Source organism: Neisseria sp. HMSC31F04, assembly GCF_001807735.1.
Taxonomy (GTDB): Bacteria; Pseudomonadota; Gammaproteobacteria; order Burkholderiales; family Neisseriaceae; genus Neisseria; species Neisseria elongata.
The window spans coordinates 1-17,488 of record NZ_KV790826.1 but is presented as its reverse complement, the minus strand read 5'-3'; the positions used below and the strand labels follow the sequence as shown (position 1 = coordinate 17,488).

The window sequence follows — 17,488 nt, the reverse complement described above, 5'->3', positions numbered from 1 at the left end:
GCTGTACCGTTTCAGGCAAACCGCCGGCACGCCCCGCATTCGGTTTTCAGACGGCCTCTATCGGCAGGCCGTCTGAAAATCAGTCTTTCTCGACAATACGCTGCGCACACATAATGGTGGCTTCGCAAGCCAATTCGCCGTCCACTTTGGCAACGGCGTTGAATTTGCCGATACCGCGTTTGTGCGCCAGCAGTTCGACTTCAAACTGCAGGCGGTCGCCGGGGATGACCTGGCGTTTGAAGCGCACGTTGTCCAAGCCGGCAAACAGGGTGATTTCGTTTTCACGACGCTTGGTGCTGCCTTGGGACAATACGGCCAATACGCCGCAGGCCTGCGCCATCGCTTCCACAATCAATACGCCCGGCATAACAGGTGATTCGGGAAAGTGGCCTTGGAAAAACTGTTCGTTGAAGGTTACGTTTTTGATGGCGGTCAGTGATTTGCCCGGTTCGGCGGCGATGACGCGGTCCAGCAGTAAAAAGGGGAAGCGGTGCGGCAGGATTTCCTGTATTTCGCGTGCTTCAATCGGTAGTTTGATTTCCATTCGGTTATTCCTTGATAGGTTGGCGCCGCCCGCATATTTTTCAGACGGCATGTTTCGGTTGTAAGGTTTCAGACGGCCTATTTATCGTTTTTCAACTCGGCCAATTCCTGTTCGAGCTGTTTGATGCGTTTGCCGGTTTCGTTCAGGCGGTGTATGTGGACGGCATTGCGCGCCCACTCTTTGTAAGACGACATCGGGAAAATGCCGGCGACGTGCTGCCCGCTTTCGGTAATGCTGTGGGTGACGGACGTGCCGCCGCCGATGGTGGTTTTGTCGGCGATTTCAATGTGGCCGACCGTGCCGACTCCGCCGCCGATGATGCAGTAATTGCCGACGGTAACGCTGCCGGAAATGCCTGTTTTGGCGGCGATGACGGTATGGAACCCGATTTTGCAGTTGTGGCCGATTTGGACTTGGTTGTCGATTTTGGTGCCGTTGCCGACGGTGGTGTCGCTCATGGCGCCGCGGTCGATGTTGCTGTTCGAGCCGATTTCCACGTCGTCGCCCAGCGTTACCGCGCCGGTTTGCGGGATTTTGAACCACGAGTCGCCTGCAAAGGCAAGGCCGAAACCGTCCGCGCCGATGACCGCGCCGCTGTGGATTTCGACGCGGTTGCCGAGCGTGCAGCCGTAATAAACCACAGCATTAGGGTGCAAAACGACTTCGTTGCCCAATTTGCAATCATGCTGGACGACGGCATTCGCCAAGATGCGGCAGCCTTCGCCCAATACGGTATTGGCGCCGATGTAGGCATTCGCGCCAATTTCGCAGCTGTCGGGCACGGTGGCACTCGGTTCGACAACGGCGGTCGGATGGATGCCGCCGCGCGCTTTGACAACCGGTGAGAACAGGCGGGCGACTTTGGCAAAATAGAGGTACGGGTCGGCGGCGACAATCAGGCTGCGGCCGGTAAATTCTCCGGCGGCTTTGTCGGATACGATGACTGCGCCCGCTTTGCTGTCGTGTACTTCGTGTTTGTATTTCGGATTGGCCAGAAAGCTGATGTGTTCCACACCGGCCTGAGCCAAAGGCCGCACGGCGCAAACGCTGATGTCTTCGCCGCGCACTTCGCCGCCGAGTTCGGCGGTGATTTGGGATAAGGTATATTGTTTGACTGTCATGTGATTCGGATGAAGATATCCAATTTTCCAAATTATTCAGACGGCCTGACGAAAAGGCCGTCTGAAAACCCAATCAAGAACTAACGGTTCATTTCGCGGATCACCTTGTCGGTAATATCGAATCTGGCATCAATGAAGATCACGTCATGAACAATCAGATCATAACCTTCTTTTTTTGCCAGCTCTAAAATCACGCGGTTGGCATTATTCTGCAATGCGGCGAATTCCTCGTTGCGCCTCAGATCATACTCTTCGGCCAATTGCGCTTGACTGCCGCGAACCTCGCGCCTTTGCCGTTCCAATTCGGCCATAGCGGCCGCACGTGCTTTTCCAGCCTTCAATTTCTCGGCTTTTTGCGCTGAAACTTCGATTTCGTTTTGAAGTTTTTCCAGCTGCCGCTGACGCGGTGCAAACTCGGTATCCAATTTATTTTGGATATTTTGCGCCTGAACCGATTCGCGATGAATACGGTCCACATTGACAAAACCGAGTTTGCGGACGGTTTCCGCACCTGCAGGAACAGCAAGGCAGGCTGCAGCGGCAAATGCCGCCACCCATTTTTGGATTTGAGATTTTTGAATCATACCGTTCCCAAATTTAAGCTGTTAGAACGTCGTACCCAACTGGAATTGGAAACGCTGAACCTCGTCGCTTGCCTTTTTCTTCATCGGATAGGCATAACTGAATTTCATCGGCCCTAAGGGGGACATCCATGTTACGGCCGCACCGGCGGAGTAGCGCAACTCTTCCTTGAAGCTGGATTTATGGCGATTGCCTACACCGTATACGTTTTGTATCGTTGAGCCGTTATACAAATCACTGCTGTCGTCCGTGTAAGTTTTTCCATCCCATACACTGCCGGCATCGGCAAACAGGCTCAGACGGACGCTGCGGCTGTCCTTAATTCCTGGGAACGGGAATAGGAGTTCTGCCGTGCCGGAAAGCATTTTGTTGCCGCCATAGCTGATTTTATCGCCGTTATTGTCATAAACTTTCGGGCCGAGCGTACCGCTTTCATAACCACGCACGGAACCCAAGCCGCCGCCATAGAAGTTTTGGAAGAACGGCAGTTCTTTGTTCTTACCATAACCATCGGCCGCCCCTACTGAACCGCCAAGCATCAATGTAAAGTTTTTACTTAACGGGAAGAACCATTTTTGGTTATGCGTCAGGCTGTAATATTGCAAATCGCCCCCGGGCAGACCGGCTTCCAGATTGACATCTGTTAAATAACCGCGTGTCGGCCACAATGCATTATCTGTTTTGTTTCGGCCCCAACCGACAGTGCCTTTGAGCGTCCAACCTTTATATTTTCCGATACCGGTATTGCTATTGCCGTATTGGCTGATAAAGTCGCGATAACGTTTCGGCGCACCGGTAAAGGTTTGAACCTGCATATGCTCGGCACCTAAGCCGAAATTGACACGGTCGTATTCTGTAACCGGCACACCCATACGGATACCGCCGCCTACGGTAGAAGTTTTATATTGGGCGTTGCTGGCGCTGGATGAAGATTTACGGGGGTCGTAAGTTTTCCCATATAAATCGTAGCCCATGCTGACACCTTCAGGAGTGAAATACGGATCGGTAAACGACAATGAGGCGTTATTCGTCGTCCTGCTTCTGGACACGCGCGCCGAAATCGATTTTCCGGTACCGAACAAGTTATCCTGAGCCACGCCGAATGCCATAACCAAGCCGGTATCCTGAACCCAGCCCGCACTCAAATCCAAAGAACCGGTCGCACGCTCGTTCACACTCATGTCGATATCAACTTGGTCGGGCATCCCCGCAACCGGGCGCGCTTCAAATTTGACATCGTCAAAATATCCCAGCAGCTCTACACGCTCTTTGGAACGCTGTAATTTCGACATATCGTAAGGTGCGGCCTCCATTTGACGCAATTCGCGGCGTACGACCTCGTCCCGGGTTTTGTTGTTTCCCGAAATATTGATTTTATTCACGTAGACTTTGCGATTAGGTTCGATGTGCAATACAAAATCTACAACACCCGTTTGCGTATTGGGTTGCGGTTGAACATTCATTTCGCTGAACGCGTAACCTGCGGTTCCCATGCTCTTTTGGATTTTCTCCAAGCTCTCCAACATTTGGGCGCGGTCGTACCACTTTCCTTCTTTCATTTTCAGATGGCTGTAAAGCTCTTCTTTCGGTACTTCCTTGGTATCGCCTTCGATGCTTACCTTGCCCCAACGGTAACGCTGACCTTCGGATACCGTTATCTTCATGGTTTGATGTTTCTGATCTTCAGACATCTTGACTTCGGTATCAACGATTTGGAAATCAAAATAACCGTTGTTTTGATAGAAATCGCGGATACGCTCCAAGTCCTGCGAAAATTTATCAGGATTAAACCGGTTAGACTTTGTCAGCCAAGTAAATGCACCACCTTCGCTCAAAGACATCTGTTTGCGCAGTTTGCTATCCGAATAATGCTGGTTGCCTTCGAATTCGATATCACTGATAGTCGTCGTTTTGCCTTCGTCGATTTTTAATTCGACAGCAACGCGGTTACGCGCCAAACGGGTAACAGAGGGCGTAATCTGTACCGAATATTTACCCTGCTTTTGATACTCTTCTTTCAATCCGGCAACCGCTTCGTTCAGACGGCCTTGATTAAAAGGCTGAGACTGCCCCAAACCAAATGCGGTAAGATTTTTCTTAATGGCATCATTCTGAATCAATTTGCCGCCGCTGACTTCAAAACTGCTGATAATCGGCCGTTCGACTACAGTCAGCAATAACTGGTTGCCCATACTTTCGACACGCACGTCGTCAAACAACCCTGTTGCATACAGATTGCCGATAATCTCTTCACCTTGCCCATCATGGAAGGTATCGCCCACTTTAACGGGCAAATAAGTAAATACTGTGGCCGGTTCTGTATGTTGCAAACCCTCCACACGGATGTCCTGAATAGTAAAATCAGCCGATGCCAAGGACGACAAGCCGAGCATCATTAAAGTTAGGGTTAGTTTTTTCAGTTTCATACGTTATCCAAACAAACGGGTAATATCATTAAAAAAAGCCAAAATCATCATCGCCAGCATCAATGCCAGTCCGATACGCAAGCCAATCATCTGCATATTGCTGCCCAACGGCTTACCCCTCAGCCATTCGATGCTGTAATACATCAGGTGTCCGCCGTCCAATACCGGTATCGGCAATAAATTCATCACACCCAAACTGACGCTTACCAAAGCCAGAAATTCAACATAAGGCTGCCAACCGAGTGCGGCGGATTTGCCTGCCACATCTGCAATAGTCAGTGGTCCGGATACATGTTGCAATGAAGCCTGACCGCTCAGCAAACGACCGAAAAATTTCAATGTCAGCGTTGTGTAGCCTGTCATTTTATCCCAGCCCATCTTAAAGGCCTCGGCGACAGTCGGATAATACTGGAAACGTATCATCCTGCTCCACTCTTTATCTTCGCCGGGATACAGCCCGACTTTTCCGACAAGCATACCGTTATGCCGCTCTGCCCTTGGCCGGATATAGGCAGTCATTACTTTGTTGTCCCGCTTATATTCAAGCTGCAACTTTTGACCTGCACTTTTCTGTACCAAATCTACCCATTCCTGCCAATCCGCCAATGGTTTCCCATCGACAGACAACAAGACGTCCCCTGCATTTAATCCTGCCTCCTCGGCGGCACTTTCCGGAACGACCTGAGATATGGAAAGGGTGAGGCGATGAGCCATCAGTCCGATATAGCCATGCTTTTTCGGCACATCGGCAGCTTCGTCGGTGCCTGCGATGTCAATAGTTCGAACAGCCTGCACGCCTTGTGCGTCCGTCACTGCCACTTCGACTTTCCCGGCCTCCAAATCTAAAACTATGCCTGTCTGCGCATCAGACCAACTCTTCACCGGCACACCGTTGACACTGTTGATTTTATCCCCTGCACGGAAACCTGCCTTTGCTGCGATGCTGTAAGGCTCCACAGTACCGACATACGGTTTTAACTCCGTAATACCGAAAGAAAAGCTCAGGCCGTATAGCAAAAATGCCAATGCTAAATTGGTCAGCGGTCCGGCTGCGACAACGGCAATTTTTTTGGCAGGATGCTGCTTATCGAAGGCATATGGCAAATCTGCTTCCGCCACCTCCCCTTCGCGGGTATCCACCATTTTGACGTATCCGCCCAAAGGAATCGGGGCGAGGCACCACTCAATATTCCGCCAACGCTTGTTAAAGAAAGGTTTGCCGAAACCTACCGAAAAACGCAACACCTTGATGCCGCACCACCGCGCCACCAACAAATGTCCTAATTCATGCAGGCTGACCAGCAATAAAATAGCGGCAATAAACGCCAAAATCGTCAAAATCATTATTTCGCCAAACCGTTAATATAGTCCCGCGCCTGTTTGCGCGCGTACCCGTCTTGGGCCAGTAAGCTTTCGAGGTTATTCAAGCCGTCTGAAAACTTTTGCTCCAAACAGTGGGCGATGACCGGAGCAATATCGGTAAAGCGGATTTCCTTGTTTAAAAAAGCCTCAACTGCGGTTTCATTGGCCGCATTCAATACGCACGGTGCCATACCTCCAGCATTCATGGCTTCATAAGCCAAACTCAAGCAAGGAAAGCGGCGTAAATCAGGCCGTCTGAAAGTCAGGGCGGACAATGTTTCGAAATCCAGCGGTGCCACACCTGATGAAATCCGCTCCGGCAACCCCAAACAGTAGGCAATCGGCGTACGCATATCGGGATTGCCCATTTGAGCCAATACCGAACCGTCCCGATAACGAACCATACTATGCACAACCGATTGCGGATGAATAACGACTTCCAATTTGTCAGGCGGGCAGGCAAACAACCAATGTGCTTCAATCAGCTCCAAGCCCTTATTCATCATAGTGGCCGAATCCACCGAAATTTTCTGCCCCATGCTCCAATTGGGATGTTTAACCGCCTGTTCGGGCGTAATAGAGTCAAACTCGGTCAAATCTTTGTCTAAAAACGGACCGCCCGAAGCCGTCAATATGATGGAATCGATACCGTGTGCATCCAACCCCGCTTCATAATCTCGCGGCAAAACCTGGAAAACGGCATTATGTTCGCTGTCTACCGGCAAAACCCTTGCTCCGTTGGCACGGGCGGTTTCCATGAATAATTCGCCGGCCACCACCAAAGTTTCTTTGTTGGCCAAATAAATGGTTTTGCCTTTTTGCGCGGCCGCCAAAGCCGACGGCAAGCCTGCCGCACCGACAATGGCGCACATCACGCCATCCACTTCGCCGGCAGATACCACATCAATCAAAGCCTGCCGGCCGTACAAAACCTCTGTCGGACATCCTTCTGCCGTCAGAATCGCTTTCAAATCCGCTGCCGCAAATTCATCGGCCACCACAGCAAAATCCGGCCGAAACTGTATGCACTGTCGGGCTAATTTGGCCGTCTGTTTATGGCCGGCCAGGGCAAATATGCGAAACCGATCGGGATGGCGGGCAACCACATCCAAGGTATTCACCCCGATGCTGCCGGTACTACCCAAAACAGTAAGAACTTGTATACTCATTACTCAAAGATATTATATTTATGCGGTTCTTTGTTTATTGAAGGCCGTCTGAAAATGTAGGCGGACGCTCCAAGCAAAACAACCGGCTTATTCGATAGCGTACTCTATGGTTACGACCAAACGCACTTGTTTCCCAATAGTCGATTTATCGTAAGTGCCGCCGTAATCTTCATCTTCACCCGGACCGTTATCGGAATAAATATTGAACGACCCTTGCGATGCGGAACGCATGGCACCGACTTTGCCTCCGCCCGTTTTGGCGAATTCGACCGCCCGTTTTTGAGCGTCTTCCGTAGCCTGAGTAATCAAATCGCGCTTAATGGTTTCCAAATTGCCCAACAGATACTGCGGCTCGCTAAATTCGATAAAATCGTTTTTCGCACGCAAATTGCGGATAGCCTGCTCCGCGGTTTTAATTTTATCTAACTTTTTAGTATTGACGGTAACCGACAAACTGCCGTCGTAACCATTCGGCCTGCGCTCTATTATTTCGCCCTGATCGTTTTTCACATCTTCGTACGCCCGCTCTACCGACGGCAGCCCGCTACGGATTTCAGCATCATCAAAGCCTTGCTTGCGCAAAAAACGCACCAGCCTCTCACGCTCTTCTTCCAAACTGTCCAACACGACCTGATAAGTATTGCCGTGCAATGACACACCGGTACGCCAAGTAGCGCTGTCCGACTGGAAATTCTTTTCAGCCAAGCCTTTGACGGTAATTGTTCCGGGCTGACGGAAGTTTTTGAACTGCACACCGAGAATAAATGCGGCCGCCATCAGTCCGACTGCCAAAAGCACACCCAAAACCGACAACGATGAAGTTCCGTTTTTGTCCGCCATACCCTACACTCCAATCAAGATGCGATAGAAACAATCGCCGCATAAACACTCAATACGGCAATCATACTGTCCACACGGTCGAATACACCACCATGCCCCGGCAACAGATTGCTGCTGTCCTTAACTCCGGCAACCCGCTTCAACCAGCTTTCCAGCAAATCGCCACAAACGCTGACCGCCGCCAGCACAACACCGGCCAACATGGTCGGAAGCCACGGCAAATCAAAACCCAGCCAGCCGGCTTCACGGACAATGCTCAGATAAATCAATACGCACAGCACCCCGCCAAATGCACCTTCCCAGCTTTTACCCGGACTGATGGCGGGAGCCAATTTGTTTTTACCAAACGCCTTGCCGCAGAAATATGCTCCGATATCGGCTATCCATACCAAACCCATCACGGCCAATAAAGACAATGCATCTTCTTCAAACGGCCTTAACGACACCAGCGCAAACCAAAACGGCAGCATCAGCATCCAACCGACGGCATACGCCTGCCAGCCGCCGCCCAGCCGCCATTTGCACTTCAACCACAAGGGCATGACAACCAACCAAAAGGCCAACACCAGACACCAACCGATTGGCGGCAAAGCCCAGCCGCCGCAAGCGGCAAGCAACATAAACAAAGCGGAACCCGCCAAATACGGCATTCGCTCTTTATCGCCGATACCGCACATCCGGCTGTATTCCCACAATGCGAGAACGGCTATCAGGCCGGAAAACGCGGCCCACAGGCCGTCTGAAGCCCAAAACAGCATACCCAGCATAATGGGCAACAGAATCAAAGCGGTAATGACGCGCTGTTTCAACATGGCTTAATTCCTTTGCTGTTCCTGCGGCAGTTGTTCGGAAGTACGGCCGAAACGGCGTTCGCGTTGTTGGAATGAGGCAATCGCCGTCTGAAAAGCCTGTGAATCGAAATCGGGCCACAGGGTATCCGTGAAATACAGTTCGGCATACGCCATCTGCCAAAGGAGGAAATTGCTGATACGCATCTCGCCGCCGGTGCGGATAAACAAATCCGGCTCGGGCACATTTCCCAGCATCAAGCCGGCATTCAAATCGCTTTCGGTTATTTCTTTCTTTCCGGCCGCCAACAGCTTATTGACCGCCTGCAAGATATCCCAACGGCCGCCGTAATCGGCGGCGATGGTCAGCGTCAAACCGCTGTTTCCGGCGGTCAGGCTTTCCGCCGCTTCTATGCCTGCAACGATTTCTGCGTTAAAACGGCTGCGGTCGCCAATCACTTTCAGGCGCATATTGTGTTCGTACATCCGTTTAACCTGTTTTTGCAATGCCTGCAAAAACAGTCCCATTAGAAAGCCGACCTCGTCTGACGGACGCCGCCAATTTTCAGTCGAGAAAGCAAACACGGTCAGATATTCGACCCCTGCAGCGGAACATTCCGCACAGAGGTTTTCCAATGCATCCAAACCTTTTTTATGCCCCATCACGCGCGGCATAAAACGTTTTTTCGCCCAACGGCCGTTACCGTCCATAATGACGGCAATATGGCGCGGAATCCGGTGGTGCTCCGGAATGGCTTGAGTGCTGGTTTTCACAAAATATCCTTTTTTGACGGCTGCCTGCCGATGACCGATTGTTTTTCAGACGGCCTCTTTTATACCGCCATCAGGTCTTCTTCTTTGGCTGCGAGGATTTTATCGACTTCGGCAATATTTTTGTCTGTCAGCTTCTGTACCGCTTCTTCGCCTCGGCGCGCTTCGTCTTCGGAAACTTCTTTGTCTTTCAGCAGACGCTTGATGTGGTCGTTCGCATCACGGCGTACGTTGCGGATGGACACGCGGCCTTCTTCCGCCTCACCGCGCACAACTTTAATCAAGTCTTTGCGACGTTCTTCCGTCAGCATGGGCATGGGCACGCGGATCAAATCGCCGACCGAAGCAGGGTTCAAGCCGAGATTGGAATCGCGGATGGCTTTTTCGATTTTGCCCGCCATATTGCTTTCAAAAGGTTTGACACCGATGGTACGCGCGTCCAGCAGGGTTACGCTGCCTACCTGGCTGACGGGAACCATGCTGCCCCAATATTCCACTTCAACCTGATCCAATAAACCGGTATGGGCGCGGCCTGTGCGTACTTTGGCCAAATTTTCCTTCAATACTTCCAACGAACGCAGCATTTTGCTTTCGGCGGTTTTCTGAATATCACTAATCATTTTGTTCCCTGTTCGACTTTAAAGCTGAAAAATCAAAGGCGGGATACTACATGGCTTTTAGATGGCGGGCAAGTTCGGCATTGAGCGGTACGGCCTGGCAACAGGAGCAATTTTATCCCCCGTCGGCTTGCACACACCAAATACCCATCCTTCGGCAAACGCATCTGAACCAAGTATGCCGCAGAGAATCGAAAAGGCCGTCTGAAAAACTTTCAGACGGCCTCCTAACCAGTTATGAACCGCTAATGGCTGGTTTAATGACCGTGACCGCCATGGCCATGGCCGTGATCCATATCGGAGTGTGCACCCGGGCTGCCGGCATTGGCACGAACTTCAACCTGTACGGTCTGATCCGGCGCACCTTTGAATTTTAAGGTTACAGGGAATTTCGCACCCGGTTTCAACGGCTGTTTCAAGCCCATCAGCATCACATGGTAGCTGCCCGGTTTCAGGGTAACGCTTTCGCCTTTAGCTACTTTCAAACCACCAGGAACAGCCTGCATTTTCATGCCCATGGCTTTTTGACCGGTTTTCGGGTCTTTAATTTCGGCATGAACGTGCTCGTGGATTTCAACACTTTTCGCTGCAGGGCTGGAACCGCCGACCAATACGATGTCTTTGGCGGTATCGTTTTTCAGTTCCATAAACACGCCGCCGTTTTTCATACCGCTAACGGTTTCGCGCGCCCATGGGCTCTGTGCCTCCACGCCTGCAGCAAACGCGGCTTGACATGCGGCAACAGCGGCTACGAGTGCAAATACTTTCTTCATAATGCTTTCCTTTCACAACATGGTTAAAGTTACCTGCCACCCGTTCTGTTTCCTCACACAGGTTGTGCAGGCCGATGGGAATACATCACCATTATACAATAGCATAAAACAAAAAACTTTGACCAGCCTCAAAAAACGTTAATATCGTATTCTCTCCACAGGGCAAGCAGCCACAGCAGGGCAAGCAACAGCAAAGCCAAGCCCTGCGCGGCGGAGCAAACATCTTTCGCCCGCTTGGCCAGCGGGTGTTTTTCCAGCGATGTGTGGTCCACGGCGGCTTCTACGCCTGTATTGAAGAGTTCGACGATGAGCGACAGAAAGGATGACGCAATCAATATCATCCGGGTAGCCAGCCCGAAGGGTAGGATAAAGGCCAATACAATCAACGGAATATTAAGCCACAGCAATTGGCGGAAGCCTTGTTCTTCACAAGCGGCTTTGAAACCGTCGCGCGTATAGCCGCAGGCGTTGATGATGCGGCGCAAACCGCTTTTTCCTTTAATTTGTGCGGCGTAGCTATTGGGATCTTTGGGGGTTTGCATGATGGTTTTCCTGATGCGGGCCGTCTGAAAACGGCCCGCGTCTCGTGTGCGTTCAGACGGCCTGTTCTACGGCATCGATAAAGCGGGCGGCCACATCCCAGCCTTTTTGTTTGCTGATTTCCTGAAAACCGGTCGGGCTGGTGACGTTTACTTCGGTCAGGCACTCGCCGATGATGTCGAGTCCCGCCAGCAGTATGCCGCGCCGTTTCAGTTCGGGGGCAAGCGTTTCGGCGATTTCGCGGTCGCGTGCGGACAACTCTTGCGCCACGCCGCGCCCGCCGGCCGCCAAGTTGCCGCGTGTTTCGCCGTTTTGCGGGATGCGCGCCAAGGCATAGGGCACGGCTTCGCCGCCGATAACCAGCACACGCTTATCGCCTTTGACGATGTCGGGGATGTAACGTTGCGCCATGATGGTGCGGGTATCCAAGCGCATCAGGGTTTCGAGTATGCTGCCGATGTTGGGGTCTTTTTCAGTCAGGCGGAAGATGCCCATGCCGCCCATGCCGTCCAACGGTTTGACGATGATGTCGCCGTATTCGGCCAAAAAGGCGCGCACGTCTGCGGCGCGGGTGGTCACGGTGGTGGGGGAGATGAATTGGGGGAAATTCAGGATGGCGAGTTTTTCGTTGAAGTCGCGCATGGCCTGCCCGCTGTTGAAGACTTTCGCACCTTGGCTTTCGACCAAGGTGAGCAGTTGGGTGGCGTAGAGGTACTGCATGTCGAACGGCGGATCGGTACGCATGATGACCGCGCCGAATTCGGTCAAGGCCGTCTGAACGGGACTGCCCGCCTCAAACCATGCGTGGTCGTGGTCGTCTTTCGCACCGAGAAATTCAAACGGTGCCGCCGCCGCATACACGATGCCATTTTGCACCGACAATTCGGCCGACAGGGTGTGAAACAGGCGGTGCCCGCGCCTTGCGGCCTCGCGCATCATGGCGTAGGTGGTGTCTTTATAGGTTTTGAAACCGGCCAGGGGGTCGGCGATAAACAAAATGTCCATTCGTTTGCTCCAAGGATAATCGGGCGCAATGATAGCAAGAAAAGCCGTCGGCTGTTAGACTGGCCGCTTTACGTTTGAAGGCCGTCTGAAAAATGTCCGCCCAACCCTGCCCCTGCCAATCAGGTCTAACCTATGCCGATTGCTGCCGCCCGCTGCATCAAGGTATGCCCGCTGCCGATGCGGAAAAACTGATGCGGTCGCGTTATGCGGCCTTCGTTTTGCAAAACATCGGCTACATCATCCACACCACTGTCCCCGCGCAACAGCCGCTGCTGGACGCGGAAGCCTTGGCGCAATGGGCGGCACAAACCGAATGGCTGAGTTTGGATGTGTTGCGCCATGAACCAAATGCAGGGAAACATCATGCAGTGGTGGAGTTCGCCGCCTATTTCGCGGGCGCAGGCGGTAAGCGGGAAACGCACCACGAACGGTCGGCCTTCGTTCTGGCAAACGGCCGTTGGTATTTCATCGACCCTACCGTGCCTCTGCCGTCCATGAAATCGGCCTGCATTTGCGGTTCGGGCAAAGAGTTCAAACATTGCTGCGGAAAATGGCTGGCTGACTGAATAAGGCAGGCCGTCTGAAAACCGATTTCTGCCTTTCAGACGGCCTCCCTATATTTTTGCAATCATGGTAATAAAGCCGCGCCACCCAGCCCTGCGTTTTCATCCCAGCCGAACATCACGTTCATATTCTGCACCGCCTGGCCCGCCGCACCTTTGACCAAGTTATCCTGCACGCTCAACAGTATCCACAAATCGCTGTCCGGCGCGCGTTGCACGCCAATGCGGCAGACGTTCACACCGCGCACGCTGCGGGTTTCGGGCGTGCTGCCCGCAGGCATCACATCGACCGCGAAACTGTCGCGGTAGGCCGTTTCCAGCAATTCCTGCGGCGATACGCCGTCTTTCAAGTGAACATAAATGGTGGCGTGCATCCCGCGTATCATCGGCGTGAGATGCGGCACAAATACCAATCCCTCCGCCACGCCGTGTTGCAAACCGGAAATGGTTTGGCGGATTTCGGGCAGATGGCGGTGGCCGGAAACGCCGTAGGCTTTGAAATTATCGCCCGCCTCGCACAACAGCGTGCCGACGGCTGCCTTGCGCCCCGCTCCGGATACACCCGATTTGCAGTCGGCAATCAGCGGAAGCCCCTCACGCAACGCACCCGCCTGCAACAGCGGCAGCAAAGCCAGCGATACGCAGGTTGGATAACAGCCGGGGTTGGCTACAAGCTGAGCGGCGGCAACGGCCTCCCGGTTCAATTCGGTCAGCCCGTACACAGCACGAGAAACCCAGTCGGGACTTTCGTGTTTCATGCCATACCATTTTTCCCAAACGGCAATGTCTTTCAAACGGAAGTCAGCCGACAAATCCACCACGCGCACGCCCCGCTCCAATAATGCAGGGGCTTCTTTCATGGCAATGCCGTTCGGGGTGGCGAAAAACACCAAATCGCACTGTTCCAGCTTTGCATCTTCCGGCTTCTCAAACACCAAATCGTAAATGCCGCGTAGGCTGGGGAAATAGTCGGCCAGTTTCACCCCCGCTTCGCTGCGGCTGGTAACGGCGCACACTTCGGCATACGGATGGGCGGACAGCAGGCGCAACAGTTCCACTCCGGTGTAACCCGTCGCCCCAATGATGCCGATTTTGATTTTTTTACTGTTTGGCATGGCGGTTTCCTTGCTTTTTGGCTAAAAACACAGTGTAAACCCGTTGGCAGGGGGAAGAAAAGCCGTTTGTACCGCCTTTAAACTGTTTCCTAGCATCAGTCTCTGCCACACCGCGTATCTTATCTCTTTGTACTTCAATCATCTTTGCTTGCACCGAATGAGGCGGTTTCAACCAAACTGGGGGAGTATTACCGTATGCCGACGCAGATAATTATGTCCGGAAAGGTTGGCAGTCAGAATGCGTTACCCATATATGTATTAGACAAAATAAAGGCCGTCTGAAAACCCGATTTCAGGTTTCAGACGGCCTTCCTTAAGCTAACATCGAATCAATGGGCACAACCGCAGCTTTTCTTCATATCGATGACCATACGGCCGGTAATCTTGCCGTCGCGCATTTCTTGGAAAATATCCGGTGCTTCTTCCAAAGCGCGCAGTTGCACCTTAGGCACAACCAGCCCTTCCGCGCCGAATTGGAAGGCTTCTTCCAAGTCTTGGCGCGTGCCGACCAGCGAGCCGACCACTTCGATACCGTCCAAGACCAAACGCGGGATAGACAAATCCATAGACTCGGGCGGTAGGCCGATGGCGACGACGCGTCCGCCCGCGCGGACGCAGTCCACGGCGGAATTGAACGCGGCGGCGGAAACGGCGGTTACAATAGCCGCATGTGCGCCGCCGGTTTTTTCCTGAATCACCTTGGCGGCGTCTTCCTTGGCGGCATTGACCGTAAAGTCTGCGCCGCATTCTTTGGCAAATGCCAGTTTGTCATCGTTGATGTCGATGGCGACAACGTGTGCGCCGAATACTTTTTTCGCGTATTGGACACCCAAGTTGCCCAAGCCGCCCGCGCCGTAAACCGCAATCCATTGACCCGGGCGAACGCCGGAAACCTTCACGCCTTTATAAGTCGTTACACCGGCGCAGGTGATGCTGGAAGCCTGTGCGGGGTCGAGGCCGTCCGGCACTTTGACGGCGTAGTCCGCATCGACGATACAGTGCGTCGCCATGCCGCCGTCTGCCGTATAACCCGCATTCAACACCGAGCGGCACAAAGTTTCGCGGCCGGTATTGCAGTATTCGCACGAACCGCAACTTTGGAACAGCCAGGCGATGCTGACGCGGTCGCCGACTTTCAAATTCTTCACATCGGGCGCGACTTCTTTTACCAAACCTATGCCTTCATGCCCCAGCACGCGGCCCGGCTTTTTGCCGTAATCGCCTGCCGCAACATGCAGGTCGGTATGGCACACGCCGCAAAATTCCACTTCCACCAAGGCTTCGCCGTGTTCCAGCGGACGGATTTCCCGCTCCACGATTTCAACGTTGCCGTCGCTGTTTTGCGTTACCACTGCTGCTTTCATTTTCATGACAATGCTCCTATCGGTTGGTCGGATTCGTGTTTAAGTATGAATAAACCGCAACGGCAAGGTCAAGCTATTAAAAACTTACAACCGTTTGAAAGAATTAAAAATGTTACATTATATCGATTTATTGCCGATTTAAACCACCAGGAACACAATCAAAAAAAACTCATTGCATGAAGAAAATACTAAAATTAACATTTAAACATGAATAATTTTCATATGTAAAAATCTTTTACATTCCACATGCAGCTTAACCCCTTGCATAAAGTCGGTAAAAAGTCATATGCTGGGAAGCGACACCCTTGGCAGGCTGTCATTATGCTGATGTACTGCTGTTATTTGTTAAAACTTTTGGAGACCATCATGGCTAAAAACTTAAATGTGTTTGACAAAGAATACGGTTTGCTGATTAATGGCGAATGGACGAAACCCGGTGCGCTTTTGGATTCCTACAATCCCGCCAACGGGGAATTGTTAGCTAAATTTACCGATGCATCCGATGCCGATGTTGATGCCGCAGTTGCCGCCGCGCAAGAAGCGTTCAAAACATGGCGCAAAACCACCACCACCGAACGCGCCGCCATACTCAACAAAATCGCCGATGTGATTGACGAAAACTTGGAATTGTTTGCCCTGCAGGAAACGCTGGACAACGGCAAACCCATCCGCGAAACCCGCGCCGCCGACATCCCGCTGGCTTCCGACCATTTCCGTTATTTCGCCAGCGTGATCCGCGGCGAAGAAGGCACTGCCACCCAGCTTGACTCCGAAGACCTGTCTATCGTTCTGCGCGAACCTATCGGCGTAGTCGGTCAAATTATCCCGTGGAACTTCCCCTTCCTGATGGCGGCTTGGAAAATCGCGCCCGCACTCGCCGCAGGCTGTACCATCGTTATCCACCCGTCTTCCAGCACTTCGTTGAGTCTGTTGTCGTTCGCACAAAAAATCAACCACTTGCTGCCTAAAGGCGTGTTGAACATCATCACTGGTCGCGGTTCTAAATCCGGTGAATACATGTTGCACCACAAAGGCTTTAATAAACTTGCCTTTACCGGCTCGACCGAAATCGGTCGCCACATCGGCATCGCCGCCGCCGAAATGCTGATTCCCGCTACCTTGGAACTGGGCGGCAAATCTGCCAACATCTTCTTTGACGACATGCCGTTCGACAAAGCCCTCGAAGGCGCGCAAAAAGGTATTTTGTTCAACCAAGGTCAAGTGTGCTGTGCCGGCTCGCGTATCTTCGTACAAGAAGGCATTTATGACAAATTCGTCAACGCTTTGGCGGAAGAGTTCAAAAAAATCAAAGTCGGTCTGCCTTGGGAAGACGACACCCAAATGGGTTCGCAAGTCAATGCCGGTCAGCTTGAAACCATTTTGAAATACGTCAAAATCGGCGAACAAGAAGGCTGCCGCATCATTACCGGCGGTAAGAAAATCGAAGGTGAGTTGGGCAAAGGCGAATTTGTCGAGCCGACCTTGATTGAAGCCGGCAGCAACAGCGCCCGCGTCGCCCAAGAAGAAATCTTCGGCCCGGTTGCTACCGTGATTAAATTCAAAACCGAAGAAGAAGTCATCAAAATGGCGAACGACAGCGAATACGGCTTGGGCGGCGCAGTTTGGAGCAAAGACATCAACCGCTGCCTGCGCGTCTCCAACGCACTGGAAACCGGTCGTGTCTGGGTGAACTGCTACAACCGCCTGCCCGCAGGCGCACCGTTCGGCGGCTACAAAACTTCGGGCATTGGCCGCGAAACCCATAAAATGATGCTCGCCGCCTATACTCAGGTGAAAAACATCTACATTTCCACCCGCGAAGAGCGCGAAGGCTTCTATTGATTTCGTGCTGAACATCGTTGATTGATATAGCAACAAACGCCGTCTGGAAGCCGATTCAAGCTTTCA

18 protein-coding genes are annotated in these 17,488 nt (G+C 52.4%); 3 read left to right on the top strand and 15 right to left on the bottom strand.

Annotated features, from left to right (window positions below):
* Window positions 1–79 precede the first annotated feature (79 nt).
* The 13 genes from fabZ to gshB form a co-directional block, all read right to left on the bottom strand.
* The gene (fabZ, locus tag HMPREF3107_RS09750) at window positions 80–544 is read right to left on the bottom strand and encodes a 3-hydroxyacyl-ACP dehydratase FabZ (protein WP_049249167.1); all 465 of its coding nucleotides are present in this window, start codon (window positions 542–544) and stop codon (window positions 80–82) included.
* 77 nt (window positions 545–621) lie between these two features.
* A complete protein-coding gene (gene lpxD / locus HMPREF3107_RS09745; protein WP_070455143.1) occupies window positions 622–1,665 on the bottom strand; it encodes a UDP-3-O-(3-hydroxymyristoyl)glucosamine N-acyltransferase in 1,044 nt (347 codons plus the stop codon).
* An 80-nt stretch (window positions 1,666–1,745) separates the two neighbouring features.
* Entirely contained in the window at window positions 1,746–2,231 is a 486-nt protein-coding gene (locus HMPREF3107_RS09740; RefSeq protein ID WP_168160544.1) for an OmpH/Skp family outer membrane protein, read from the bottom strand.
* Between the two features lie 39 nt (window positions 2,232–2,270).
* The gene (bamA, locus tag HMPREF3107_RS09735; RefSeq protein WP_070455141.1) at window positions 2,271–4,673 is read right to left on the bottom strand and encodes an outer membrane protein assembly factor BamA; all 2,403 of its coding nucleotides are present in this window, start codon (window positions 4,671–4,673) and stop codon (window positions 2,271–2,273) included.
* Between the two features lie 3 nt (window positions 4,674–4,676).
* A complete protein-coding gene (gene rseP / locus HMPREF3107_RS09730; RefSeq protein ID WP_070455153.1) occupies window positions 4,677–6,014 on the bottom strand; it encodes an RIP metalloprotease RseP in 1,338 nt (445 codons plus the stop codon).
* A gap of 2 nt (window positions 6,015–6,016) precedes the next feature.
* On the bottom strand, window positions 6,017–7,204 hold the full coding sequence (gene ispC, locus HMPREF3107_RS09725) for a 1-deoxy-D-xylulose-5-phosphate reductoisomerase (RefSeq protein WP_070455140.1): 1,188 nt from the start codon (window positions 7,202–7,204) through the stop codon (window positions 6,017–6,019).
* Between the two features lie 87 nt (window positions 7,205–7,291).
* Window positions 7,292–8,044, bottom strand: a complete 753-nt coding sequence (locus HMPREF3107_RS09720) for an SIMPL domain-containing protein (protein ID WP_070455139.1) — start codon at window positions 8,042–8,044, stop codon at window positions 7,292–7,294.
* Between the two features lie 14 nt (window positions 8,045–8,058).
* On the bottom strand, window positions 8,059–8,856 hold the full coding sequence (locus HMPREF3107_RS09715; RefSeq protein ID WP_070455138.1) for a phosphatidate cytidylyltransferase: 798 nt from the start codon (window positions 8,854–8,856) through the stop codon (window positions 8,059–8,061).
* 3 nt (window positions 8,857–8,859) lie between these two features.
* Window positions 8,860–9,606 (bottom strand): isoprenyl transferase, encoded by a 747-nt coding sequence (locus HMPREF3107_RS09710; RefSeq protein WP_070455137.1) that lies wholly within the window; start codon window positions 9,604–9,606, stop codon window positions 8,860–8,862.
* Between the two features lie 59 nt (window positions 9,607–9,665).
* Window positions 9,666–10,223: a ribosome recycling factor gene (gene frr, locus HMPREF3107_RS09705; RefSeq protein ID WP_049249160.1), complete on the bottom strand. Its 558-nt coding sequence runs from the start codon at window positions 10,221–10,223 to the stop codon at window positions 9,666–9,668.
* Between the two features lie 254 nt (window positions 10,224–10,477).
* The gene (locus HMPREF3107_RS09700; protein ID WP_070455136.1) at window positions 10,478–10,993 is read right to left on the bottom strand and encodes a copper chaperone PCu(A)C; all 516 of its coding nucleotides are present in this window, start codon (window positions 10,991–10,993) and stop codon (window positions 10,478–10,480) included.
* Window positions 10,994–11,121: 128 nt separating this feature from the next.
* The gene (locus tag HMPREF3107_RS09695; RefSeq protein WP_070455135.1) at window positions 11,122–11,535 is read right to left on the bottom strand and encodes a diacylglycerol kinase; all 414 of its coding nucleotides are present in this window, start codon (window positions 11,533–11,535) and stop codon (window positions 11,122–11,124) included.
* Window positions 11,536–11,587: 52 nt separating this feature from the next.
* Window positions 11,588–12,538 (bottom strand): glutathione synthase, encoded by a 951-nt coding sequence (gene gshB, locus HMPREF3107_RS09690; RefSeq protein ID WP_070455134.1) that lies wholly within the window; start codon window positions 12,536–12,538, stop codon window positions 11,588–11,590.
* A 92-nt stretch (window positions 12,539–12,630) separates the two neighbouring features.
* Between gshB and HMPREF3107_RS09685 the strand changes: the two genes are divergently transcribed.
* Complete coding sequence (locus tag HMPREF3107_RS09685; protein ID WP_070455133.1) at window positions 12,631–13,104, top strand: YchJ family protein; 474 nt, start codon at window positions 12,631–12,633, stop codon at window positions 13,102–13,104.
* Between the two features lie 62 nt (window positions 13,105–13,166).
* Here HMPREF3107_RS09685 and argC read toward each other — a convergent pair whose 3' ends face one another.
* Both argC and adhP read right to left on the bottom strand, forming a co-directional pair.
* Window positions 13,167–14,216: an N-acetyl-gamma-glutamyl-phosphate reductase gene (gene argC / locus HMPREF3107_RS09680; RefSeq protein ID WP_070455132.1), complete on the bottom strand. Its 1,050-nt coding sequence runs from the start codon at window positions 14,214–14,216 to the stop codon at window positions 13,167–13,169.
* A gap of 329 nt (window positions 14,217–14,545) precedes the next feature.
* Window positions 14,546–15,586, bottom strand: a complete 1,041-nt coding sequence (gene adhP, locus HMPREF3107_RS09675; protein ID WP_083284673.1) for an alcohol dehydrogenase AdhP — start codon at window positions 15,584–15,586, stop codon at window positions 14,546–14,548.
* Between the two features lie 39 nt (window positions 15,587–15,625).
* On the opposite strand from adhP, the gene HMPREF3107_RS12720 reads away from it, so the two are divergent.
* On the top strand, window positions 15,626–15,760 hold the full coding sequence (locus HMPREF3107_RS12720) for a hypothetical protein (protein ID WP_256364801.1): 135 nt from the start codon (window positions 15,626–15,628) through the stop codon (window positions 15,758–15,760).
* A 186-nt stretch (window positions 15,761–15,946) separates the two neighbouring features.
* Complete coding sequence (locus tag HMPREF3107_RS09670) at window positions 15,947–17,422, top strand: aldehyde dehydrogenase family protein (RefSeq protein ID WP_070455151.1); 1,476 nt, start codon at window positions 15,947–15,949, stop codon at window positions 17,420–17,422.
* The last annotated feature ends 66 nt before the right edge of the window (window positions 17,423–17,488 follow it).